Below are 23135 nucleotides of genomic sequence, written 5' to 3'. Positions count from 1 at the left end.
AGGCGCGAGCGGGATCGGATTTGCGGAGCAGAGCCCAGATTGCGGCCCAGCTTGCGCCGAAAAGTCCAGATCGCCCCTCAACTTGCAGGGGACCCGCGCAGATCGGCCTCCAATTTGCATCAATGCATCCAGAAGGCCGATCTGCGCGGGTTTTCACCCCTCCGATGCGCAAAAACAGGTCATCTGACCGGGTTTGAAGCAACCAACCCGCACAAATCGCCCCACAACATGCACCGCTGCAAGTTGAGGGCCGATTTGTGCGGCCCCGATGCAAGATGGGGGGCGGTTTGCATAGGGATGCAAGTTGGTTTTTGGTCTGGGGCAGGGATGCGAAGCGGGTATCGCTTCGCGCGACAAATGCGGGCCGGGCCCAACCCGGCTGACGGCTGTCAGGAGCCGGCCTGACTGGCAACACTGGCCAAGCTCGCTAAATGCTCCGCGAAAGCATCAACATGTGATACACTCTCAATCGCCAAACAACCATGAATATCGCGTCTTGAGACGAAACAACGATTGCTGAAGGGCATCTGCCCACCAGCTGCGTTGTTTCGCGGTCATGGTTGTTTGGCGACAGAGGGCGGATGCCTTTCTCCAAGAAGGTCTCAAACAATCAAGCATTTCTTCCTCTGGTCTTATCAGGTTTTGAACAGAATTGATTATGACAGGAGGTTGGAGTGAAGAATCAGCTTAGGAAAGTTCCGGTTTGTTTTCTAGCGTTGCTTCTTTGCTGCTCGATGATGCCGTCCATTGCACTGGCCGATGGCGGGGCAAATGGGGACGGAGGCGGAGGTGGTGCTATTTGGGATGGCACAGCAACGAAGATCATTGATTCCAAAGGCGCTCCGTGGGAAATTGCTGTCGGTTACTTTACTGATGGCGGAACGGGCATGTACGATTACGGTACCCTGTGGCATCCAATTACTCTTACTTCAGTGAGTCCGGCAGTCTCGCTGCTTCCTCGGACTGCCACTGATCTTTTTTACTGCACATTCGAATTGAGCGCTCCTCAATATAAAAGTGGATGGCGCGTAAATGTTTTCGTTGATGCCCTGAGTGGGGATGCGGAGGGGCGCTTAGTGTATTTAGTTGAATATCAAGATGGTTCGGCTGAAATATTCGATTCGATAGTTGGAGATACGCAGGCGGGCATTAGTAGCTTGTGGGGGCATAAACTGCCGAAGCGACTTACAATTGTTGTCAATTCAAGTTATCGAGGGCCCATAGGCGTTGTTGCTCGGCCTGAAGTGCCAAAAACCTCCCTCGCCAAGGCTTCCGTCTCCGTGAAGGCGAAGGCGTGGACGGGCAAGACGCTGAAGCCCGCGGCGCCCACCGTGAAGCTTGGCGGCAAGACGCTGCGCAGCGGCGTGGACTACGCCTGGTCCTGCAAGGGCGGGAGGGCCGTGGGCTCCTACAAGGTGACGGTCACCGGCAAGGGCGCCTACGCCGGCACGAAGACCGCGACGTTCAAGATCGTGCCGAAGGGGACGAGCGTGAAGAAGCTCTCCAAGGCCAAGAGGGCCTTCACCGTGAAGTGGAAGAAGCCGAGCAAGGCGCACCTGAAGCAGACGACCGGCTACCAGGTGCGCTGGTCCACCAGCAAGAAGTTCACGAAGAAGGCCACCAAGGTGAAGACCGTCAAGGCGACCTCGGCCGCCGGCAAGAAGTGCACGCTCAAGGTCTCCAAGCTGAAGGCCAAGAAGACCTACTACGTGCAGGTGCGTACCTACAAGAAGGTGGGCGGCAAAACCTACTACTCCAGCTGGTCGAGGGCCAAGGCGGTGAAGACGAGGAAATAGCAGAAAGCATACAGGCGCGGAGCCCTATCAAGGGCAAGAGGCTCATTGCTGCAAAAATGAATGTGGTTGTCTTTTATTACACGAAACTCTTCAATTGTTACATGCATCTTGTTAATGTCTGGTTTTAAGTGAGAATTGAAACGCAATGCCAATTTGCTGTCTCGGGCAGTTTGCATCCCTTTAACCTGCCTTTCCGATAAAACTCGGGGGGGGGGGGCGCTCATTGGCCTATCGTGTTACTTCGTGAGCGACCTGGGAAGAAGGAGTAGCTAGGCTGTATGTACCATTTGGTTGTTCTTGACAACGTTCCCGAAGCCCGAGCGGCTATGGAAGGAGTCGTGGCCGAAAGCCCTTTCGGCCCGCTTTTCGATGTGACATCGGTGGCTTCCGAAAAAGCGTTGTGCGATCTCGTTGATGCTGGACGGGGCCCCGATGTCCTGTTGACTGACATTCGTTTGGACGACCATGGTCCCACGGGCATCGATATCGTCCAGCGGCTGTTTCCCGAAGGCTGCGCAACGCAGGTCATTTATGTGACCGGCTACGTGGAGTATTGCACCGATGTATACGAGACAGCCCATATGTATTTTCTCACGAAGCCCGTTAAGCAGAAGGAGATAGATCGCGCCTTGGCTCGTGCTGTGCGCAATTTGGAAGCGAGAAGCCTCGAGACCCTCATGGTCAAATTCGGACGTGAGTCGGCCGCATTGCCGACTCGGGACATAGTCTTCATCGAAAGCCGCCGCCGCAAGTTGGAGATTCACGCTCTGTGCGGGGTGTATGAGACCTATGGAACCGTCGCCGCCATGCTCGATCGGTTGCCTGGGGAGTTCGTGCGATGCCACAAGAGCTTCATTGTGAATTTGAACCAAGTAGCCCGCTTGAACGGATCTGAGTTCGTGCTCAAGACAGGTGAAGTCGTGCCGATCAGCCAGCGTTGCCGCCAGAAGGCGCGCGAGCGCTTCTTTCAACATTTGAGTCGGTAGCAGAAGGGGGCGGCGTGCTTCGGCGAATTTCCTCTATACTGCTTCCCTTCAGCCAGTTGTGCTGCGGAATCGTAGCCCTCAACTGGCTTTGGCGGCTGGATTTCTCCTGGGGTTATTTCGTGGTGGCAGGGGCGATCATCCTCGCCTGCGTTCCTGTGGATTTCCTCGTGTTGCGCGAAATGAAGCGGGCGCAGCATGCTCAGGCGGCCCGCATGGGCGTGCAGGCTCTGGAAGATCAGGAAAAGGCGCTGCAGTCCTACCGCGAGAGCATGGAGCGCCATCGGGAAGACGTGCTGCATGTCCGTCGTGCGGCGGCTGAAGAGCTCGGTCGGGCCCAGGAACTTCTGGCGAATGGGTCTGATGATTCGTGGGAGCATGCGAACGAGGCGATAGCGTTGCTCGATTCCATCGGCGGCCGCTTGTGCGATCACCCCTCGGTCAATGCTGCAGCGGCCATGAAGCTGAGAGACGGTCGGGCGGCGGGGGTGGATATGGACTGCTCTCTTCACCTGCCGGCCTGCTTGGCGGTGCGGGCCAGCGAGCTTTGCACGGTGATCGTGAACCTGGCAGACAACGCTGTGGCGGGTGCTCGGCGGGCAAAGGCGGCGGGAGTGAGGGAGCCGCACGTGTCCCTGCGGGCCTTTCAGCGGGGGGAGTACCTGGTGGTGGAGGCCCGCAACAGCATTGCCTCGACCGATGAACCGAAGTTTCGCATGATGTTGGACGGTCGGCGCAAGAGGGGCGCCCGTCCGAGCGGCCCGGAAAGCCACGGGTGGGGTCTCGCCATTGTGGAGGGTATCGCCAAGCGCTATGGCGGCGCCCTGACGGCCCACGTGGAGGACGGTATGGCAAGGACCACCGTGATGCTCCATGTACCGGAGCGCGAGGGATGCGGCGGGATGGGGGAGGATCTGTCGTGAACCTGGTGTTGGCAACAATATTTGCTCCCGAGAACCTGTTCGTCAACGGATTCGCGGGTTTGGTCTCGCTCGTGCCGTACCTCTTTATGGCCTGGATGCTGCCGCCTAAATCGCCCCGTACCTACTGGGCGGTCTGCATAGGGATGATGGCAGGTCTTTCTCTGTTCCGGCCTCTGTACACGCCCCTTTTGAGAATAGCCCTCATGTTTCTTACGACCGTTGTCGTTCCCATGATGCTCTTGGGCGGATCGTTTCCGCGGCGACTTATCGTCATGACCGTTTGCCTTCTCCTGCAGTCGTGCGCCGAAATGATAGGGGCTGGCCTGTGGGTGCTCATGACGGGTTTGGGCACTATGGACAACAGCCTGGCTTGGGAGTACCCGCTGCCTTTTCTGCTGACGGGTACCGTGGGGCATTTGGTGTGCCTGCCGCTGATGCTTGCGGGAATGATGAAGGTGTATCAGCGCTGGTTCCCCTTGCGGAAGGGGGACGGCGGTGCAGGCGAGGCGACTCCTTCGTGGCTTGTGTGGTACTCGCTTTTCCCTTTGACACAGCTGTTTCTGCTCATAATGATTGAGAATATCGTTGCCGACCACTGTCATGGTGACCTGGCCTACACGTTGGCCATTCTGGCGTTGTTCGTCCTGTGCTTTGCAGCCGACGGACTTTTGGCAGCATCTATGGCGCAATCGGCGAAAAAGGAACAGGCGGATTTCGAGGCGGCCGCATTGGAGAAGTCGGTGGCGGCTTGCCTGAAGCAGGTGAAGGTCATGGAGGCCGAACTGATGGAGACAAGTCGCCTGCGCCATGATCTGCGCAACCACGTTCAGGTAGCCCAATTGCTGGCCGTTCAGGGGCAATATGAGGCAGCGCGGGCCTACTTGGCCGAAGCGTCCATTATGCGTGAAGATTCTTTTTCCTGATCATCTGTCAAATATTGACGCAAGGGCTGCTTTACGAATCGAACAGTTCCAATATGAGAAATGATATCGAGGCCGCTACATCGATAACCACCTGTCCAACGACCAGTCTTCAACGACCGTTCACTTTGGAGCACCCAATCGATTGTTACATGAACTGTCCCACTTTTAACAAATGTGTTGCGGTGCCATCATCGCATTCGTAGCATCTCTCGCAAGAGACAATCTCTCGGGAGAGAACATGCAAGCTTGTTGACGATTCCTATGTAGGATGGTTCGTTTTGGAGATCGGAGGAACGCTATGGAGGTGCCGTTCGGAGCTTCAAACTCCAAGAAGACTCATGTCTGGTTCGACGCGTTTTCCTGGCTGACTGTCATGCGCGTCGAAATGAGACAACTATCGATATTGGAGTTAAAACAGCGATAGTTTCGATCTCTCACGATGTAAGAAATTCTTTTATGAAATGTATGATTAATCAGCGAAAGTGGTCAGCTGCCTGTATAGCCTTTATTGCTACCGCGGTTGTTGTAATTCTGGTTTCAGGTTGTTCCGCAACAACAAAAGAGCGCGGGCCCATAACGACAGCAGATGGTGTTGTCTTAGCAATGAGTGATGGCGGCTTCACGTCTCAACCGCGTCTCTATCCTGAAGGACCATTGGCTGCCTGGGTTATCGGCAGTGTGTACGACACCGAGAAAGACATCGGGATAGAGCAGCGTTTCGATAGACAGCTTGCGGAAGGCGATTCCATCTGTCTAACAATTGATTCTGCGATGCAGCGGGCTGCAGAAGAAACATTATCGGGAATCAACGGAGCTCTTGTGGCAATAGACCCCCAGACGGGCGCAATTCGTGCCCTAGCGGTAAACCCAAGCTTCGATCCCGCCAATCCTACATATTCTCAAAGAGAGCGGGGTAATGGGGATGACGAGCTGGGCAATGCGGCGGCGACACTCCATATACCGGGATCAACGTTTAAGACAATTACACTCGCTGCCGCTCTTGAAGACGGCGCATCGCTTGAAGATACGGTCAACGGTCCGGGTGCCCTGCTTCTTGACGGAGGCCGTATCTCAAATGCGGGCGGTCAATCGTATGGCTCGATATCACTTCTGGATGCCTATGCCCAGTCAATCAACACTGCATTTGCCGAGCTTTCTCTTGAGCTCGGCCCCGATCGCGTGGCCGATATGGCGCGGAATTTTGGGTTCGATAAAAGTCTTCCTCAAGATTTCACATGCGAAGTCTCGACAGTGGGTGCCGACAACGCCCGCTCGGAATTTGAAAAAGCATGGTTTGGCGTGGGCCAGTCGTTTGTTAAAGAGGACGGTTCATGGACGGGCCCCATGGCCACCGTTGTCCAGGAAGCGCTGGTGCCAGCATGCATTGCGAATGGTGGAACGCTGTACGCGCCTTATATTGTCGAGAAAATTGAGGGCTGTGAACGAGACGCGATTCAAACGAAGCCACTCATCATAAATGAGAGATTTTTAAGTCAGACAACCATCGACTCCCTTCGCGAAGCAATGGCCGAGGTCGTGCTGTCTGGCACAGGACAAAATACCCAGGTTATTGGCGTAAAAGTCTACGGAAAGACAGGCACTGCGGCAGTTACGAATGCGACGGAAAATGGATGGTTCGCTGGCTGGGCGGAAGCAGATGGGAAGTCGCTTGCATTCGCAGTGTTTATTTACGGAAGCGCTTCGGATGTGGCTTCAGAACGCGCCAGTGCGTTCGTGAGAGCAACGCTCAAGGAAGAGCGATTGGGATGACGGTAAAGAACGGCCAAGGGCCAGAAAGGAGAGAATACATGGACAAGCAAGAAAAGAGGAGAAGGTGGAAGCGTGGCATAAGCGCGCTTTTGGCCGGCGTGTTGGCTTGCTCCCTCTTTGGCGTGGCTGGGGCCGAGGCATTTGGTGCCGTCGCTGAGCCAGCAGGCGGCCCTTTGGTGTACGACGAGGTGTATGGTGTCTTTGGGGGCAAGTATGCCCTTATGTCGAAGGAGACCGTCTACAGTGCCCAATATCAAGGCAAGGTGAAGGAGTATGTGCTGGTAAGTCGCGATATTGTTCGTGCTGATGGCAAGAAAACGTTCCAATCTGCCTACACAGAGGGCGATGATGGAGTGCATACGAAGGATACGCAACTTCAGTATGGCTACATGTTTGGTAACGGCTCTTATGGGATTTATATTAGCGATAAGGATTCAGGGTTGGCCGGGGCGCTCTCGATGGACGGCAACACAATCGTGCCGTGTCGATATAAAGACATCGCTCTCGATGAAAGCACGCATCGATATTACGCGACGAGAATGGTGAATGGCGCAACGCAGATTGATGTATACGACGGAAAAACCGCGAAAAAACACCAGACTATTACTGTAGCACGTGGCCAAGCCCGGAGCGTGAGCGTTATGCCTGGACTCCTGGAAGTGGGAGTACAGGTATCGAGCGACGAAGATGTCATCTGCTATTACTTCGATTTAAGTTCTGGTTCGGTAAAGAAATTAGAAGGCGTAGAAAGGGCTGCTTGCAATCACGAAAGGGCAGTATCGGTTTTTGCAAAGGGCGATGGTTCCCTGTGGTGCGTGACGGCAAGTATTTCGCCAAGGCAAATCGCTTCGGATGTTGATCCTAGCCAATATGTGTATATTGATTATGAAGATGGCATGGTGCATTACACAACCAAGAAAGGGCTGTCAGCCCAAAAATCTCTCGAAGGTTATGGAAGTGGCAATGTAGAAGGCGCCGAATCTTCAGGCAAAGAAATTTTTTTCAACGGAATCGAAGTCGTCGTTGAATTCAATTATGACGAAGCGTCAGGTTTGACATACGGATCTGTTACCGATCCTGCTGGAAAGAGAATTACTCGTAATGGATACACGCTGGCCATACCACCGCATCGAGGTCTTTCAGCTTATGGAAATAGCGTGCGTCATCGCAACCTCGATGTTTGGTTTGCAGCTGATGGAAAAGGCAAATACGGCGCCATTGATTCCAAGGGCAATGTTGTCGTTCCCTTCCGATACGATAGCTACTACGATCATAATGGTATTTCACTGGGTGGCGCAAAAGTCGCTGATACCAACTATGCTCTCGTGAAGCGCAACGGAGGCTGGTGGTTCTATGATGTGGTAAATCGCCGGGAAGTAACACCAGCGACATCGACGGCGACTCCAGCTCCGGCTCCGACTAAACCGAGGCAAACTTCCCTTGCTTCTGCGAAGGTAATCGTGAAAAGCAAAGTATATTCGGGTAAGACCCAAAAGCCGAAATCTATCACAGTAAAGATGGGGGGCAAGACGCTCAAAGCGGGAGTCGACTATGCCTTCAACTGCAAGGGCGGCAAGAAAATCGGCACGTATACTGTGACGGTTGTAGGCAAGGGCGCGTATGCGGGTACGGTCAAAGGAAAGTTCCAGATTGTTCCCAAAGGTGTGACGGCGAAGAAACCAGCCGCCGGCAAGAAATCGTTTACGGCGAAGTGGAAGAAGCCTTCTAAGAGCGCAGCCAGGCAGATAACCGGCTTTAAGGTGCAGTACTCTACTGACAAGAAATTCAAGAAAGCTGTAAAGACCAAGACAGTGAGGAATGTGAAAAAGACCAGCCTAAAAGTGTCGAAACTGAAGGCAAAGAAGACCTACTACGTGCGCGTATGCACCTATAAGAAGGTAGGCGGCAAGCAAATTTGCTCAAGTTGGTCAAAAGTGCAGAAGGTGAAGACGAAGAAATAGCGCAGCGAGAAACATCGTGGGCTCTCGATCCTCACAAGTGAAAAAGAGCAAGCAACGGGCGATTGCCGGGACAGCCGAAGTGTCTCGGCGGTCGTCTGTCTCAAATGCTCCAAAAACAGCAGTCTTTTCTCTCGAGCCTTGGGATAAGTACAGCGCAGTGATGCTCTGTATACTTTTAGGCGCGCTTGTGTTTATGCAAGGAGGTTATTACGCGTCAACAACTCTGATCATTGGTGCTCTTGGTTGCGCGGCACTTGTGCCGTTGCTAGTAAAACGTCGCCCCGGCTCTTGTGCGAGCGCGGCCGTGCTTGCGGGGATTGGGGTCCTGACGTTCACAAGTTTTTTTGTGAACGAGCGCGGTATCTCCTCCTTGGCTTATGGGTTTTCCTGGTTCTCTTTGGCGGCGTTTGCGCTGTTTCCGGCCATGATGAGCGCTGCGGCGCGTCGTTGGGTCCTCCGCCTTCTTACTTGGGTGGCAGTGGCAAGTGCTGCGATTGGCGTTCTCGTCTTCTCGGGAGCGCTGCTCGTTGAAGGGGCTGTAACCGCTGGGCGGCTTCACTTTCCCTTTGAGTACGCGAACGCAAGCGGCATTTGGTTTGCAAGCTGGTACGTTTATGTGCTTTCCACCTCGGGGGCTGGGCGGCCACTGCATCCGACAGCGTGCCTCTTGATCATAGGTTTACTGCTGACAATGTCCGTCGGAGCAATTTGCTGCTGGATAGGTGGGTGCGCAGCATGTTGCCTGTGGTGCGATAAGTGCAGCAGGGTGCCTCGCATACGCATTATGCTGATCGATGTCCTGCTCGGGGTCTGTGCGTTCTTGCTTTGTCGGACATTCCCACCCTTCGCCCCGCTGTGGGCCTTGCTCGCGCTAACTATTCGCTGGAGATGTGAGTCTTTTTTGACCTCTGTTGAAGTGCCGACGCGACGCTTTCGTGCTTTACGCGTTGTCGGAGTGGGGGTTGTTATCATCGCCTTGGTGTTGATTGCGGCTATCGTCGTGAGCCCGCGTTTTGAGGAGGCTCTGGGAACTTTCACCGAGCGACTTATCCAAATGAACGATGCGGCGGTATTGTTGGTTGGCACCCCTGTGTGGGGCGTCGGACCTGACGGATGGGAAGATGCCTACCGTTTCATTCAATCGGAATCCTACACTGCGGCTACCGTTCATTGCAGCTATCTGCAGATTGCCCTGGATGCGGGCTTGCCTGCGTTGATCGTCCTTCTCGGTTTTGTGCTGTGGAGTTGGTTGAAGTTGGTGCAACAGCGATCCCGAGGGGTAGCGGTGGCGGCAGCAGTGATGGTCTTGCACGCTGCTTTCGATTTCGACCTGCATTTTTCTGCGCTGTTCACTTTGCTTATAGTGTTTCTAAGTCTTGGGCTGCCCCCTGGATCATCGCGAAGAACTGCTCTTGAGATGCGAACTATGCATGAGTCGAGGGGCGGCGAGGCGGCTGCAAGGCCGAGGAGCCGTCAAGGGGCATTGCTGCCTATGGGGATTACCGTTCTTGCTCTGATGACATCGGCATGCGGCCTAGGAGCCGAGTATGTGATGGCGTCGGTGCGAGAGGCGGCCGCAGAAGGTGACGTGTCGAAGGTTGAATCGGCCCTTCAACTACCTGGGACAGCACATGATGAAGACCTTGAGACGCTCTCCATGGAAGCGCTTTTGCATGCAGGCGCCTTTGACCAAGTTGCCTGGTATGCAGATTGCGACAGAGTGGATAACGCCGAGCAGGCTCTACTCGCGGCAACGGCAATGATAATGCTCGATAAGGAGGAAGAGGCTGAACGTGTTCTTGATATGGAAATAATGCGAGAGCCTTTCCATGATGATCTGCGCGCTGCAAAACGCGAGCTCATGAGAGGAAGAAGGGTGACATAGTGGATTGGATGAGGATCAAATAGAACGTCATCCTGGAAGGAGGAGCGCCTGTGGTTACGCGAATGGTTAAATCCGCACTGCTGGCAATTTGCTGTGGTGTACTGTTGGCTCTGAGCAGTTTTTCCGCGCACACCGCTTGGGCAGACGGCGGGGATGCGCGCGATATCTATGCCCTTTATTACAAAAATGGAGAGAGCTATACCCTCGTTTTGCAGTCAGAGGAAACCCCTGGCACTGACACTAGGTATGGAGAGCATGACGCCAAACAAGGCGGCAAAGTGACCGCAGCGATTGAGGGAGCGAGCGGCGCAAAACGACGCGGATGGCCGTCTGACGTCGATTCTCGGGTGACAAAAGTAATAGTGCGTGACGCCATCAAGCCATCGGACACTTTCTCTTGGTTCGAAGATATGACGAGCTGCACTGAAATAAATCTGGCTAAACTCGACGTGAGCAATGTGACGGATATGACCTCCATGTTCGCCCAATGCAAATCGCTTAAGAGCGTCGATGTGTCGGGGTGGGACACGTCGAAGGTTGAGAGCATGGCAACGATGTTCCGGAACTGCTCGTCGCTTGAGGCCCTTGATGTGTCGCGTTGGAATACGGTGCGCGTAAAGACAACCCAATCGATGTTCAACGGTTGCACGTCCCTTGCGGCTCTCGATGTCTCCTCATGGAATATGAGCAATCTTGAGAAAAGCCTATTGATGTTCAAGGAATGTCGCTCCCTGAAAGCATTGAACCTTTCAAAGTGGGATACGCCAAAGCTAACCAAAGCGTGGGAGATGTTCGGCCAGTGTTCTTCCCTGACGATATTCACCGGCAAGGGGTGGCGTGCGGCAAATCTTGAAAATGCTTCGGCATTGTTTATGGAGTGTTCAAAGCTGAAGGTGCTGGATCTCTCGACGCTTTCTATGGCCCGTGCGACAGATCTGAGCTCGCTGTTCCACGGTTGTTCTGCTTTGGAGACGCTCAACCTGTCGGGATGGGACACCTCAAAGGCAATGCAACATGACGGTCTTAGTGGGATTTTGGCACAGTGCCCCCAGCTCTCCCTGATCACCTTGGGCTCTCGTACAAACTTAGGTTCGGAAATGCCCACGCCAAATGCAAGGTACATTCCAAATGCCACGGGTAAGTGGGTGAATGAGGCCGGCGATGTGTTTGCCCCCGCTCAAGTTCCCGCGAACAGGGCGGCAACCTACGCCGCCGAAGGATCAGCGGCCGCAAGCGCATTGGTGAAGCCGAAGCCGGCACCGCCCACGGTATCGCCAACCCCCAAGCCGTCTAAGATTTCCATCGCCAAGGCCTCCATCAGCGTGAAGTCCAAAGTCTACAACGGCAAGACGCAGAAGTGCGCGGTGCCCACGGTGAAGGTGGGCGGCAAGACGCTGCGCCACAAGGTGGACTTCACCTACAGCTGCAAGGCCGGTAAGAAGATCGGCTCCTACAAGGTGACCGTTAAGGGCGCGGGGAAGTACGCGGGCGCCAAGACCGCCACGTTCAGGATCGTGCCGACGGGGACAAGCGTCTCCAAGCTCACGAAGGCCAAGAGGGCCTTCACCGTGAAATGGAAGAAGCCGAGCAAGGCGAATTTGAAGCAGACGACCGGCTACCAGGTGCGTTGGTCCACCAGCAAGAAGTTCACGAAGAAGACCACCAAGGTGAAGATCGCCAAGGCAACCTCAGCCGCCGGCAGGAAGTGCTCGCTCAAGGTCTCCAAGCTGAAGGCCAAGAAGACCTACTACGTCCAAGTGCGCACTTACAAGAAGGTGGGCGGCAAAACCTACTACTCCAGCTGGTCGAAGGCCAAGGCGGTGAAGACAAAGAAATAGCAGCTGTCGATACGTTGACAGGATGAACGTCTTTTGCCGCGAAAAGGGGCGCTAATTGCTGCCGGAGAGAATGTCCAAATTGTGGCATAACTTGCATGTCGATGCCTGAGGGCGCCTCGGGCCGTATCACATCTATGCATATCGACCCTCTTCCTGCATCGATGCACCGAAAAGCCCGATATGCATAGCTCTCGGCGCATAAGTGCGCGAAAGCAGCCGATTTGTATAGGTTTGGAGCGCCCAAACTGCACATATCGGCCCATAATGCGCAGCGATGCATAAAAGGCCGATTTGTCTAACTCCCACGCAGGGCACGGGTCGGCTTGTGCGCAGTGGGGGCAGTCCGCAATCGCCCATCGCCGCCAGCGGCTCGGCGATGGGCGGAGACGGCGATGAGCGGCGGCCATAGCCGCTGCGGTAGATGAACGCCGATGGCCGACGTTGTGGCGAATGCCCGTTAGCGCCAGCCAACGTTGAGGGTGCGGCTTGACGCCAACGGACGAGATGCGAGCGCATCGCTATCGCGGCAATTGTGGGGAACGGCGAGTGCCCTGGCGTTCGACGTCAGGCCCCTTGTGACATAGACGACCGACGGACGTCTACGCTTCCAGCAGATCCTCGCGCACGAAATTGGTGAAGGGCTTGGGCTCGATCTCCGGGGCCTCGATGCCGGCCGCGCGACCCGCTTCGATGCACCGCATCAGCCAGGCCATGTTGCGGCCGAGGGTGCGCATGGTGTGCAGCCCCTCGCCGTCGCCCTCCACATCGCCCGGTGTGCGGCCGAAGATGATGTTCCAGTAGCTGGAACCCACCACAGGCATGGAATTGATCTGGAAGTACTTGTTGATCTGGTCGGCCGCCTCTATAGCCCCGGCACGCCGGGCCACGGCCACGCCGGCCGCCGGCTTGAAGCGCAGCAGGGAGCCGCCGGCATAGAACATCCGGTCGAGCAGCGCGATGAGCGAGCCGGCCGCCCCGGCGTAGTACACCGGCGAGCCCACGATGAGGCCGTCGGCCTCAGCGGCTTTCTGAATGAGCTCGTTACAGGGGTCGGCGTCGAACACGCAACGGTGATCGCCCTTCTTCCCGCAGATGCCACAGGCGATGCAGCCGCGGATCTCCTTGTTGCCGATCCAGGCGACCTCCGCCTCCACGCCCTCGGCCTCAAGGGCCGCCGCGGCCTCCTGCAGGGCCCGGGCCGTGTTTCCCGCCATGCGCGGGCTTCCGTTGATAAGCAGTACCTTCACGAATCTCTCCTCTTCTCTTGGATTTTGCTCGGCCCGATTGTACATCCGCTACACTGTGAGCCGAACGACAATCAATGGCGCGCGGTTGGCACAAGGAGCTCCATGGCGAAGCACGACAAAGACACCTACGACTGGATAGACGACCCCTTCAACGAGAAGAAGATCGCCGAGGAGCAGGAGCGCCTGGGCATGAGCGGCACCTCGAAAACGCTCGTGACTGTGGGGCTGCTGCTGTTCGTAGTGGGGGTTATCGTACTCATCGGCCTGCTGCTGTTCGGAACCCTGTAGGGAAGGCCGCACACAGTGGACGGATTGTTCGGGAAGTACCGGGTACTTTTGGCGCCCATGGCCGGGGTGAGCGACATCGCCTTCCGCACGCTCTGCCGCGAGGCCGGAGCCGATATGGCCTTCACCGAGATGGTGTCGGCCAAAGGGCTCTCGTTTGCCAACGAGAAGACGCGCCATTTGCTGGCCCTGGCCGGCGGCGAGAAGCAGGTGGCCGTGCAGCTGTTCGGTCACGAGCCGGAGGTGATGGCCTCCCAGGCTGCCTGGATCGAGCAGGAGATGGGGGAGAGCCTGGCCTATCTGGACATCAACATGGGCTGCCCCGCGCGCAAGATCGTGTCGAAGGGGGACGGCTCGGCACTCATGCGCGACCCCCATCTGGCCGCCTCCATCGTGTCGGCTGTGAAGGAGGCCGTCTCCTGTCCGGTGACGGCGAAGTTCCGCCGCGGTTGGTCCGAGGGAGACGAGACGGCTCCGGCTTTTGCCCGCCACATGGAGGCGGCCGGTGCCGATGCCGTGGCGGTGCACGGGCGCTATACCGAGCAGCTGTACCGGGGGAGTGCCGACTGGGGCGTGATCGCGCGCGTGCGCGAGGCGGTGAGCGTGCCCGTGGTGGGCAACGGCGATGTCCGCTCGGGTACCGACGCGGTGCGCATGGCGGCGGAAACCGGCTGTGACGCGGTGATGATCGCTCGCGGTGCCGAGGGCAACCCGTGGCTGTTCTCCCAGGTGCAGGCGGCGCTCGCAGGCCTGCCCGAGCCTGCGCCGCCCACGGTGGACGAGAGAATCGCCATGGCCCGGCGCCACGCCGAGCTGCTCACCCACCGCGAGGGGCGCAACATCGTGCGCATGCGCAAGCACGCCATGTGGTACATGGCGGGGCTTCCCGGCGCTGCCGCTGCCCGCGGGCGCATCAACTACTGCACGACGCTCGACGATTTCAACCAAGTGTTCGACGACTTGCTGGAGATCGCCCATGAGCATGCGATAGTTGCAAGCGGGAAGGAATAGCAGGCTATGAACAGGTCTTATGCGTGTGACATGGCGGAGCGCTACCCTGAATCCGATGTTCTCGTCGGCGCGGCGGAAAGCGTTTGGAACGGTAGCGACGCAAGGATTAACATCAGCATCGACGTAAGCTCAAAACTCGTCAATCACATGAGCGACTATCTTCCAGAGGCGTTGCTATCCGTATTCATAACAGATAGCGATATCCGTCACATTAAGCGCAAGCACGGATCTGATGAAGAGGAACGCGGACAAATCACGATTGTGCCCGATGATTTTAGCTGTATCCCCCGAGTTCTGAACGAGTTCGACTCGTGCGAACATACCGACACCGATAAGCTTGGAAACAAGAAATTCCTGTTGAAAAAGAATATCGGCGGCACAGTGTATCTGGTCACTGTTCAGCGCGGAAAGAGAAAATTGGAAATAAAAACGATGTGGAAGGAAAATCGGTCGGGTGCCTCATGCTAGCCTTACGGCTCCCTTGGGCTTACGTCCGCAACGACCCCGACGATGGCTTCATTATAGCATCATACTGTGAGGTGGCAACATGCCCTACGATCCTTACAAAGCCCTCTACTTGCATATCCCGTTCTGCGTGAGGCGGTGCGGGTACTGCGATTTCGCCACCGCTGCCACCGAGCGCGACTCCCCGGCCATCGACGAGTACGTGGAATCGCTCGTGCTCCAGCTGCGCCGCGCCTCGAAGGAGGGAGAGCTCGGCCAGATCGAGACGGTGTATATCGGCGGGGGCACGCCGAGTCATATCGGCATGGGGCGGCTGTCCATGCTGCTGTATGCGCTCTCCACGGCTATGCACCTTACGCCCGAGGTGGAGTGCACCATGGAGGCGAACCCGGAGAGTCTGACCGAGGCCATGGTGCGCGACATCTGGGCGCTCGGGGTGAACCGTCTCTCCATCGGCGTGCAGTCCTTCGACGACGAGGTGCTGCGCATCCTCGGGCGCGCCCACGACGCCGAGGCGGCCCGCGCGGCGGTGCGGGCGGCTCAGACGCGGTTTCACAATGTGTCGGTGGACCTGATGGGCGGCATTCCCGGTCAGAGCCTTGCCTCCTTCGAGGCCTCGGTACGCGAGGCCGTGGCCCTCGGCGTGACCCATGTGTCGGTGTACCCGCTCACCATTGAACCGCATACCCCCTTCGATCGCGCCGTCATGTGCGGCGAGATGGCCGAGCCCGACGACGATGTGGAGGCTGCGTGCATGGAGGCGGCGGCGCGCATCCTGGGGGAGGCCGGCTTCATCCGCTACGAGGTGGCCAGCTACGCCCGCCCCGGCCTCGCGAGCCGCCACAACACCGCCTACTGGACCGGGGTGCCCTACCTGGGGATGGGCCGCTCGGCTGTCACCATGACCCAGAACGCCGAGCGGCGCATACGGGTGCAGGACGGCCGGGTGGTGGACGACCTGGACGCGCGACAGATGGCGGCCGAGGATCTCATGCTGGGCATGCGGCGGGCTGTGGGCGTGCCGCTTTCCCAGGTGGCGCCCGCCGCGGCCGTCATCGACGGGGCGGATGCGGGCGCGCCAGGCGTTGCCGACGGCGCGACGGCTGCGGGTTCGGTGGCCGCCGCTTTCGCCGAGCTGGAAGTCCTCGGTCTCGCCGAGCACCGCGGCGGCCGCATACGGCCCACCGAGCGCGGCTGGCTCTGCGGCAACGAGCTCTACGGCCGCCTGCTCGACCTGGCGCCCTGATCGCGTGCTACCGCCCGCCCCTGCGACCAGTGTGCACCTGAGCGAAGCGGGTTTTCGCTGGCGACTGTATATGCTGCAACCTGGAGGGGCGCCTTCCACCTGCCTGTGTGTGTCGCTTGCGTCAAGATGGGCGCTTGCATTAGCACTCTCGGTACGAGGTTGCTAAAATGGCGTCATCGGGTAATCATGCGCGGGCAGCTCTCGGCTTTCCGCGTCGTTCGAGCCGCCACGAGAGGAGAGGCGATGCTGTCGGAGAGACGCCAGAGGGTGCTGCGCGCGCTCATCGAGGACTACATCGAGTTCGCCCTGCCCGTCGGCTCGCGCACGCTGACCGAGCGGCACCGCCTGGGTGTGAGCCCGGCCACGGTGCGCAACGACCTGTCGGCCCTGGAAGATGCCGGCTTCATCCAACAGCCGCACACTTCCGCCGGCCGCGTGCCCACCGATGCGGGCTACCGCACCTTTGTCGATGAGCTTCTGCAATCGGGGCTCGCCCAGGAGGAGCGGCCGCACCAGGCCATGATCGACGAGCTGCGCGCGAGCGCCACCGAGCTCGACGACCTCATGGAGCGCACGGGCGCAGCCCTCTCGCGGCTCACCGACTGCCTCTCCATCGTCATGGCGCCCTCGGTGCTCGCCGGTCGCATCCATCAGATCACGCTCGTGTCGCTCTCCCCGTGGCAGGCCATCATCATCGTGGTGGCCGAGGACGGCCAGGTGGTGAACAGGACGGTCTCCTTCACCGAGGAGGTGTCCGCCGACGAGCTGGCCGGTGCCCAGAACCTGCTGAACCGGGTGCTCGTGGGGCGCACCGCTCGCGATGCCCGTCGCCAGCTGGACGAGAACGCCATCGAGGCCTTGCGCGACCCGCTCGTGCAGCTCATCATCGACGAGGTGGTCGACTGCCTCGGCGACGCCGACGCCAGCCGCGCCCATAGCCTGGGCATCTCGTCGCTTCTGCGCCAGCCGGAGTTCAGTGACGCCAAGGCGCTTTTGCCCGTCATGGAGGTGCTCGAGGACGATCGCGTTCTCTTCCACGCCTTCGATGATGCGGTAGGCGAGGACGGTCCGATCATGGTGCGCATCGGGCATGAGAACCCCACAAGCGAGCTTGCCGGCGTGTCCATCGTGGCGTGCCCCTACGGGCGCGGCAGGAGCGAGGGCGTCGTCGCCGTCATCGGCCCCACTCGCATGAACTACCAAAACGCCATCCGCGCCGTGCGCGCCGCCCAGTGCGTGCTGCACGACGAGTGAGGGCGCTTTTGCTTCCGCACCACCGACCGCACCCCTGATTCGAAGGAAAGGCAAGACGTTCCCCTATGGCCGCAACGAAGGACCTCTACGAAATCCTCGGCGTCTCCCGCGACGCCTCCGAAGCCGAGATCAAGAAGGCATTCCGCCACCGCGCCCGGGAGCTGCATCCGGACGTGAACAAGGCACCCGACGCCGAAGACCAGTTCAAGGAATTGAACGAGGCCTACGACGTGCTCTCCGATCCCCAGAAGAAGGCCGCCTACGACCGCTTCGGCACCATCCCTGGCGCTGCGGGCGGCGGGGCCGGCCCCTATGGCGGCGTGAACATCGACTTCGAGGACTTGTTCGGCGGCGGCTTCGGCGGCATGGGCGATATCTTCTCCACGTTCTTCGGGGGCGCCGCCGCCGGGGGCGGCCGTGCCGTGCGCAAGGACGGCCGCGATATGGGCGTGGGCATCCGCATCAGCCTGAAGGAGGCGGCCACCGGCGAGCAAAAGGAGATCGTCTACGATCGTTTGGCGCCGTGTGCCGACTGCGACGGCACGGGCCTTGGGGAGGGCGGCAAGGAGGTGCCCTGCGAGGAGTGCCACGGCACCGGCCGCGTGGTCACCGTGCAGCACACCTTCCTCGGCGACATGCAGTCGGCCACCACCTGCCCCGAATGCCACGGCACCGGCACCATTATCGAGAACCCCTGCCCCGAGTGCGAGGGCCAGGGCCGCGTGCCCGACCGCCAGCGCGTGTCGGTGGAGGTGCCCCGGGGCATCCGCGACGGCCAGCAGCTGCGCATCCACGGCTTCGGCGAGGCGGGCATGCAGGGGGCGGCGGCCGGCGACCTCATCGTCACCGTGCGCATCGCGCCGGACGAGTTCTTCGAGCGCGACGGCGACAACCTCCATTGCAAGCTCGTCGTGCCCATGGTGCAGGCGGCCCTCGGCGCTGACATCGAGATCGACGGCATCTACGAGGACGAGAAGGTGACGGTGAAGATCCCCGAGGGGTGCCAGAACGATCAGGTGGTGCGCGTGAAGGGCTTCGGCATGCCGCGCCTGAAGAGCGACGTGCGGGGCGACCTGTTCGCCCACATCGATGTGGAGATTCCCACGAAGCTCTCCAAGCGCGAGCGCGAGCTTTTGGAGGAGCTGGCCGCCGAGATGGGCGAGACCGTGGACGAGAGGCGCTCGCCGCTGCAGAAGCTGCGGGACATTTTCGAGTAGGGGAGCGAATCCGTGTCTCTACCCCGCTTCTTTTTGGAAAACCAGGTGCTTGCTGCCGAGACGGAAGCGGTGTTTCCGTTGCGGCTGGCGACCGACGACGCGAAGCACGCGAAGGTGCTGCGACTGGCTGCGGGCGAGCACGTGGCGGTCATCGATGCCGCCAGCGACTACTTCGAGTGCGAGATCGTCGACTTCTCCGACGGGCTGCCGCTCGTGTCCATCGCGCGCCATGAGGAGGCGGTCGAGGAGGGCCCCCGCGTGATGTTGCTCCAGGGGCTGGCCAAGGGCGATAAGATGGAGACGGTCATCCGCCACGCCACCGAGGTGGGGGTGGCCGCCTTCGTGCCCTTGGCTTGCAGGCGCTCGGTCGTGAAACTGGACGGCAAGAAGGCCGCGGCCAAGACCGAGCGATGGCGGGCTATCGCCAAGAGCGCCGCCATGCAGTCGGGCCAGGCGCGCATTCCCGAGGTGAGCGAGCCGATGACCGTGGGGGAGGCGGCCTCGATGCTCGCCGAGGCCACGGCCGTGCTCGTGTGCTGGGAGGAGGCGCCCGGCAGCGCGAGCCTGCGCGAAGCGATCCAGGGCGCTCTCGCCGCCACTCGCACCCCTGCGGCCGATGCCCGCATCGCCGTGGTGGTGGGTCCCGAGGGCGGCCTGGCCGAGGAGGAGGTGCGTGCGTTTCTGGCGAGCAACCCCCGTGCCCGCCTCGTCACGCTGGGGCCCTCTATCTTGCGCACCGAGACGGCGGGCATCGTGGCCCCGGCCCTGGCGCTCTACGAGCTGGGCGGTATGGGGAACGGCCCTGCGGGAGCTGAGATCGAGCGGGTCGAAGAAGATGCGGGGGCGGTCCTCCCGGCCCCCTCGCCAGCGGCCGAGGGCTTCGCGGCGATGTTCTCGTCGGCGGAGATCGCCGATGCGTAGGGGCGCCTTCCGCTTCGCCGTGGTGAATCTGGGCTGCAAGGTGAACCGCGTGGAGGCCGATGGCTTCGAGCGGTTGCTCGCCGGATGCGGGGGAGCGCCGTCGTCCCAGGCCGAGGCCGACCTCATCGTGGTGAACACCTGCACGGTCACCGGCGAGGCCGAGAAGAAGACCCGCAAGGCCGTGCGCCACGCCCTGGCCTCCAACGAGGAGGCGTCCGTCATCGTTACCGGCTGCGCAACGGAAATCGACGCGGCGGCATACGAGGCCCTGGGAAGCCGCGTGACCGTAGTCCCGAAAGCCGGCATGGCGCTCTATTTGGAAGAGGGCGCATTCCCGTCACGACCTCCCGCGGGCGCCGTCTCGGTGCTGCCCGCCGACGGGCGCACGCGTATCGGCATCAAAGTGCAGGACGGCTGCGACAACGCCTGCACCTACTGCATCGTGCACGTGGCCCGCGGCCGCGCGACGAGTCGGAACGGCGACGAGGTGGTGGCCGAGGCCGTGGCCCTGGCGCGGGCCGGGGTGCGGGAAATCGTGCTCACGGGTATCAACCTGGGGTCTTACGACGCCGACGGCCTGGATCTGGCCGACCTTTGCCGGCGCCTCTTGGATGAGACCGCCGACCTGCACGGCCCCGACGAGGAGCCCTGCCGCTTCCGCATCGGCTCGGTCGAGCCCATGGACGTGTCGATGGACTTCATCGGCCTTCTCGCCGAGGCCGGGGGACGTCTCTGCCGCCATTTGCACCTGCCCCTGCAATCGGGCTCGTCGAAGGTGCTGCGGGAGATGGGCCGCCCCTACGACGCCGAGGAGTACCGCCAGCTTGTGGACTACCTGCGCGCCATGGTGCCCGAAATAGCGCTCACCACCGACATCATCGTGGGCTTTCCCGGCGAGACCGACGAGGACTTCGCCGATACCTGCGACCTCGCCCGCTACGCCGCCTTCAGCAAGATCCACGTGTTCCCGTACTCGCGGCGCGAGGGGACGCCCGCAGCCGAGCGCCCCGACCAGGTGGCGCCCGATGTGAAGGCCGCCCGTGCCGCCGTGCTGCGCGCCCTCTCCGACAAGCTCGCGGCGGCCGACCGCGCCGCGCGGGCAGGTACCGCCGAGCTTGCCTTGGTAGAGCGCCCCGGCCACGCCACCACCGAGAGCTACCATGAGGTGGCGGTCGATCCCGCCGCACCCGTGGGCGCGCTCGTGGCCGTTACGCTGTAGGCCCCTTTCGCTCCGGCAGCGGTTCGTATCGCGCCAGAACGCCCGCCGGATCGCGCTCATAGGCCCTCGGCGATGGAAAAGAGGCCGCTGCGGATTTCCGCGCAGCGGCCTCTTTGAGGTGGGATCGAGTGCGTCGAAAGCGGAGGGGAGGGGCGCTCGACGCACTCGTGGGGAATGCCCTAGGCGAACAGATCCAAGTCCGGAATCTTCTCGTCGGCGTTGCCGCCGGCGGCGTTGATGCCGGCCATACGGCCGAAGGTCACGCAGCGGCCGTGGCCGATACCGGGCACGTAGGTGGGGTAGTCGCCCGCGCCGAAGAAGTCGCCGGCCGCCGAGCCGCAGACGTAGAGGCCCTCGATGGGCTGGTCGTTGGCATCGAGCACGTGGGTCTCCAGGTCGGTGCGCAGGCCACCGCACATGGTGAGCAGGTCGGCCTCCAGCTTACCGGCGTAGAACGGGGGCTCCACGACCTTGGCCATCACCTCGGGGCGCTTGCCGAAATCGAGGTCCTTGCCGAGATCGCACAGCTCGTTGTAGCGCTCCACGGTGGCCACGAAGTTCTCGGCGGGCACGCCCATGAGGCCGGCCAGCTCCTCCAGGGTGTCGGCTGTCTGGGTAAGCCCGCTCTCGATCTCGCCCTGAAGCACGATCTCCTGGGCCTCCAGGTTGTACTCGCCGCCCACGGGCTGGGTCAGCTGGCCCCACTGCAGGCCGCCGCCAAGACCGGCGTCCATCTGCTGCTTCACGGCCTTAAGGCCGTTGGCGTCGTAGATGGTCCAGGCCTCCTTCTGGGTCTGCAGGGCCTTGGTGACCGACTTGGACTGGGTGTTCACGTCCTCGTTCTTGAAGCGCTTGCCCTCCCAGTTCACGTGGAGGAAGCCGTAGGAGGCCGCACCGAAGTCGAGGTGCATGACGGCCGCGTGGGGCTCGCTTCGCTGCATGGCGCCGCCGATCCAGATGGCCTGCTTGTGCATGTCGCCGGTGTCGCAGTCCGGCGGATTGTAGTAGCGGGCGTCCATGGCGTAGGCGGTCATGGGGGCGTAGTACTGGAACATCTCGTCATCGGCGGCGTAGTCGCCCGATGCGATGACGACCGACTTGGCGTTGATCTGCACCATGCCCTCGGGCGTGCTCACGATGGCGCCGGTCACCGGGCCCTCGCCGTCGCGCACGAGGCGCTCGGACTTGGTCTCCCAGCGGATTTCGCCGCCGTTGGCGGCGATGGCGTCGTACAGGGCGGGCACGAGCACGGCGTTGCCGTACACGTCGCCCACGCCGGAGCCCTGGTAGAAGGTGAAGTTCACCGTCTCCTCCAGCATGCCCTCCTTGTAGAAGATGTGGGTGACGGGGTACTCGGTGTAATCGGGGCCCTTGTAGTAGCCGTCCCACAAAAGCGCCTCCAGGCCCTGGGCCTTGGCGATGTCGTAGAGCCAGTCGAAGCAGGCGCCGGACTTGCGGGCGTATTCCCACAGCAGCGGCTCCTTCACGCGGCCCTGGGCCCAGTTGATCCAGCGACGCACCACGTGCACGTAGTCGGGCTCCTCCAGCAGGCCCTGCTTCACCAGGTCGGCCTGGACTTTGGTGTGGAAGCCGGCGATATGCACGCCGCGGGCGATGGCCTGCTCGCTGTTCTTGTCGATGGTGATGACCTTCGCGCCCTCCTCCAGAGCGGCCAGGGTGGCGCAGCAGCCGCCCAGGCCCGCGCCGATCACGAGCACGTCGGTGTCCTCAGTCGCGGTGATCTCGTCGGCGGGAATGGGCTCCGGCGCGATCTCCCAGCTGTGCAGGCCCTGGGTGTCGGGGCCTGCCGAAGCGCCGTTGTCGGCCATGGGCATGCCGCCGGTCTGGGACAGCGTCTCGCCGCCTGCGGCGCTTTCGACCGGTGTCTGGGGCGCGCAGCCCGCAAGACCGGCCACGGCGGCGGCAGTGGCGCCGAGGCCCAAAAAGGCGCGACGGGAGATGCCGCTGTTCTGTTCGTTGGTCATGACGATCCTCCTTAATGGATTCCTCCCAACCCGGCTGGCTGCCGGGCACGACATCGGCCGTGCTCCCCTGAGCGCGTCCCGTCCGATGTCGGCGCCCACCATGGGCGCCTGGCTCTGATTCAACGCCACGAACAGGACGGTGTCTCCCCGCTGGCCGGGGGAACGCCTCCCTCGACCCCGATTTCCCCCGACTGGGGGGAGGGGTT

18 protein-coding genes are annotated in these 23135 nt (G+C 60.5%); 16 read left to right on the top strand and 2 right to left on the bottom strand.

What is annotated here, in order from left to right:
• Positions 1 to 1280: 1280 nt before the first annotated feature.
• The 8 genes from C811_RS16845 (at position 1281) to C811_RS16185 (ending at position 12079) form a co-directional block, all read left to right on the top strand.
• Positions 1281 to 1796, top strand: a complete 516-nt coding sequence (locus C811_RS16845; protein ID WP_016308880.1) for a fibronectin type III domain-containing protein — start codon at positions 1281 to 1283, stop codon at positions 1794 to 1796.
• Positions 1797 to 2074: 278 nt separating this feature from the next.
• On the top strand, positions 2075 to 2782 hold the full coding sequence (locus C811_RS07235; RefSeq protein ID WP_016308878.1) for a LytR/AlgR family response regulator transcription factor: 708 nt from the start codon (positions 2075 to 2077) through the stop codon (positions 2780 to 2782).
• Positions 2783 to 2796: 14 nt separating this feature from the next.
• Entirely contained in the window at positions 2797 to 3702 is a 906-nt protein-coding gene (locus C811_RS07230; protein ID WP_016308877.1) for an ATP-binding protein, read from the top strand.
• Positions 3699 to 4625, top strand: a complete 927-nt coding sequence (locus tag C811_RS07225) for a hypothetical protein (RefSeq protein WP_016308876.1) — start codon at positions 3699 to 3701, stop codon at positions 4623 to 4625. Before C811_RS07230 ends, C811_RS07225 begins: the two co-directional genes overlap by 4 nt.
• 456 nt (positions 4626 to 5081) lie before the next feature.
• Positions 5082 to 6395, top strand: coding sequence for a penicillin-binding transpeptidase domain-containing protein (locus C811_RS07220; protein WP_016308874.1), 1314 nt, complete (start codon positions 5082 to 5084; stop codon positions 6393 to 6395).
• 38 nt (positions 6396 to 6433) lie between these two features.
• Entirely contained in the window at positions 6434 to 8356 is a 1923-nt protein-coding gene (locus tag C811_RS16190; RefSeq protein ID WP_198010019.1) for a fibronectin type III domain-containing protein, read from the top strand.
• A gap of 187 nt (positions 8357 to 8543) precedes the next feature.
• Positions 8544 to 10241 carry an O-antigen ligase family protein gene (locus C811_RS16495; protein ID WP_198010018.1) on the top strand — a complete coding sequence of 566 codons (1698 nt, stop codon included), beginning with the start codon at positions 8544 to 8546 and terminating at the stop codon, positions 10239 to 10241.
• 50 nt (positions 10242 to 10291) lie between these two features.
• Entirely contained in the window at positions 10292 to 12079 is a 1788-nt protein-coding gene (locus tag C811_RS16185; RefSeq protein ID WP_016308871.1) for a BspA family leucine-rich repeat surface protein, read from the top strand.
• A gap of 599 nt (positions 12080 to 12678) precedes the next feature.
• On the opposite strand, the gene C811_RS07210 is transcribed toward C811_RS16185, so the two are convergent.
• A complete protein-coding gene (locus C811_RS07210; RefSeq protein WP_016308870.1) occupies positions 12679 to 13326 on the bottom strand; it encodes a flavodoxin family protein in 648 nt (215 codons plus the stop codon).
• Positions 13327 to 13428: 102 nt separating this feature from the next.
• Here C811_RS07210 and C811_RS07205 point away from each other — a divergent pair, with 102 nt between their 5' ends.
• The 8 genes from C811_RS07205 to C811_RS07170 all read left to right on the top strand — a co-directional run bounded on the left by C811_RS07205 (position 13429) and on the right by C811_RS07170 (position 20944).
• Entirely contained in the window at positions 13429 to 13614 is a 186-nt protein-coding gene (locus C811_RS07205) for a hypothetical protein (protein WP_016308869.1), read from the top strand.
• Positions 13615 to 13629: 15 nt separating this feature from the next.
• A complete protein-coding gene (gene dusB / locus C811_RS07200) occupies positions 13630 to 14622 on the top strand; it encodes a tRNA dihydrouridine synthase DusB (RefSeq protein WP_016308868.1) in 993 nt (330 codons plus the stop codon).
• Between the two features lie 6 nt (positions 14623 to 14628).
• Positions 14629 to 15090, top strand: coding sequence for a PBECR3 domain-containing polyvalent protein (locus tag C811_RS07195; RefSeq protein ID WP_016308867.1), 462 nt, complete (start codon positions 14629 to 14631; stop codon positions 15088 to 15090).
• 79 nt (positions 15091 to 15169) lie between these two features.
• A complete protein-coding gene (gene hemW / locus C811_RS07190) occupies positions 15170 to 16333 on the top strand; it encodes a radical SAM family heme chaperone HemW (RefSeq protein ID WP_016308866.1) in 1164 nt (387 codons plus the stop codon).
• A gap of 243 nt (positions 16334 to 16576) precedes the next feature.
• Positions 16577 to 17587: a heat-inducible transcriptional repressor HrcA gene (gene hrcA, locus C811_RS07185; RefSeq protein WP_016308865.1), complete on the top strand. Its 1011-nt coding sequence runs from the start codon at positions 16577 to 16579 to the stop codon at positions 17585 to 17587.
• A 65-nt stretch (positions 17588 to 17652) separates the two neighbouring features.
• The gene (gene dnaJ / locus C811_RS07180; protein ID WP_016308864.1) at positions 17653 to 18804 is read left to right on the top strand and encodes a molecular chaperone DnaJ; all 1152 of its coding nucleotides are present in this window, start codon (positions 17653 to 17655) and stop codon (positions 18802 to 18804) included.
• Between the two features lie 12 nt (positions 18805 to 18816).
• Positions 18817 to 19725, top strand: coding sequence for an RsmE family RNA methyltransferase (locus tag C811_RS07175; RefSeq protein WP_016308863.1), 909 nt, complete (start codon positions 18817 to 18819; stop codon positions 19723 to 19725).
• A complete protein-coding gene (locus C811_RS07170; RefSeq protein ID WP_016308862.1) occupies positions 19718 to 20944 on the top strand; it encodes a MiaB/RimO family radical SAM methylthiotransferase in 1227 nt (408 codons plus the stop codon). Before C811_RS07175 ends, C811_RS07170 begins: the two co-directional genes overlap by 8 nt.
• 179 nt (positions 20945 to 21123) lie before the next feature.
• On the opposite strand, the gene C811_RS07165 is transcribed toward C811_RS07170, so the two are convergent.
• Positions 21124 to 22929 (bottom strand): FAD-dependent oxidoreductase, encoded by a 1806-nt coding sequence (locus tag C811_RS07165; protein WP_016308861.1) that lies wholly within the window; start codon positions 22927 to 22929, stop codon positions 21124 to 21126.
• Positions 22930 to 23135: the final 206 nt, after the last annotated feature.

The organism is Adlercreutzia caecimuris B7 (genome assembly GCF_000403355.2).
GTDB lineage: Bacteria > Actinomycetota > Coriobacteriia > Coriobacteriales > Eggerthellaceae > Adlercreutzia > Adlercreutzia caecimuris.
The sequence above is the reverse complement of the archived record's forward strand: the minus strand, read 5'-3'. Positions and strand labels throughout refer to the sequence as shown.

Bases quoted from the DNA above. Each gene is read 5' to 3' on its own strand.
- C811_RS07165 (WP_016308861.1), bottom strand. From the start codon at position 22,929: ATGACCAACGAACAGAACAGCGGCATCTCCCGTCGCGCCTTTTTGGGC.
- hrcA (WP_016308865.1), top strand. From the start codon at position 16,577: ATGCTGTCGGAGAGACGCCAGAGGGTGCTGCGCGCGCTCATCGAGGAC.
- C811_RS07195 (WP_016308867.1), top strand. From the start codon at position 14,629: ATGAACAGGTCTTATGCGTGTGACATGGCGGAGCGCTACCCTGAATCC.
- C811_RS07170 (WP_016308862.1), top strand. From the start codon at position 19,718: ATGCGTAGGGGCGCCTTCCGCTTCGCCGTGGTGAATCTGGGCTGCAAG.
- C811_RS07235 (WP_016308878.1), top strand. From the start codon at position 2,075: ATGTACCATTTGGTTGTTCTTGACAACGTTCCCGAAGCCCGAGCGGCT.
- dnaJ (WP_016308864.1), top strand. From the start codon at position 17,653: ATGGCCGCAACGAAGGACCTCTACGAAATCCTCGGCGTCTCCCGCGAC.
- C811_RS07220 (WP_016308874.1), top strand. From the start codon at position 5,082: ATGAAATGTATGATTAATCAGCGAAAGTGGTCAGCTGCCTGTATAGCC.
- C811_RS07205 (WP_016308869.1), top strand. From the start codon at position 13,429: ATGGCGAAGCACGACAAAGACACCTACGACTGGATAGACGACCCCTTC.
- C811_RS16190 (WP_198010019.1), top strand. From the start codon at position 6,434: ATGGACAAGCAAGAAAAGAGGAGAAGGTGGAAGCGTGGCATAAGCGCG.
- hemW (WP_016308866.1), top strand. From the start codon at position 15,170: ATGCCCTACGATCCTTACAAAGCCCTCTACTTGCATATCCCGTTCTGC.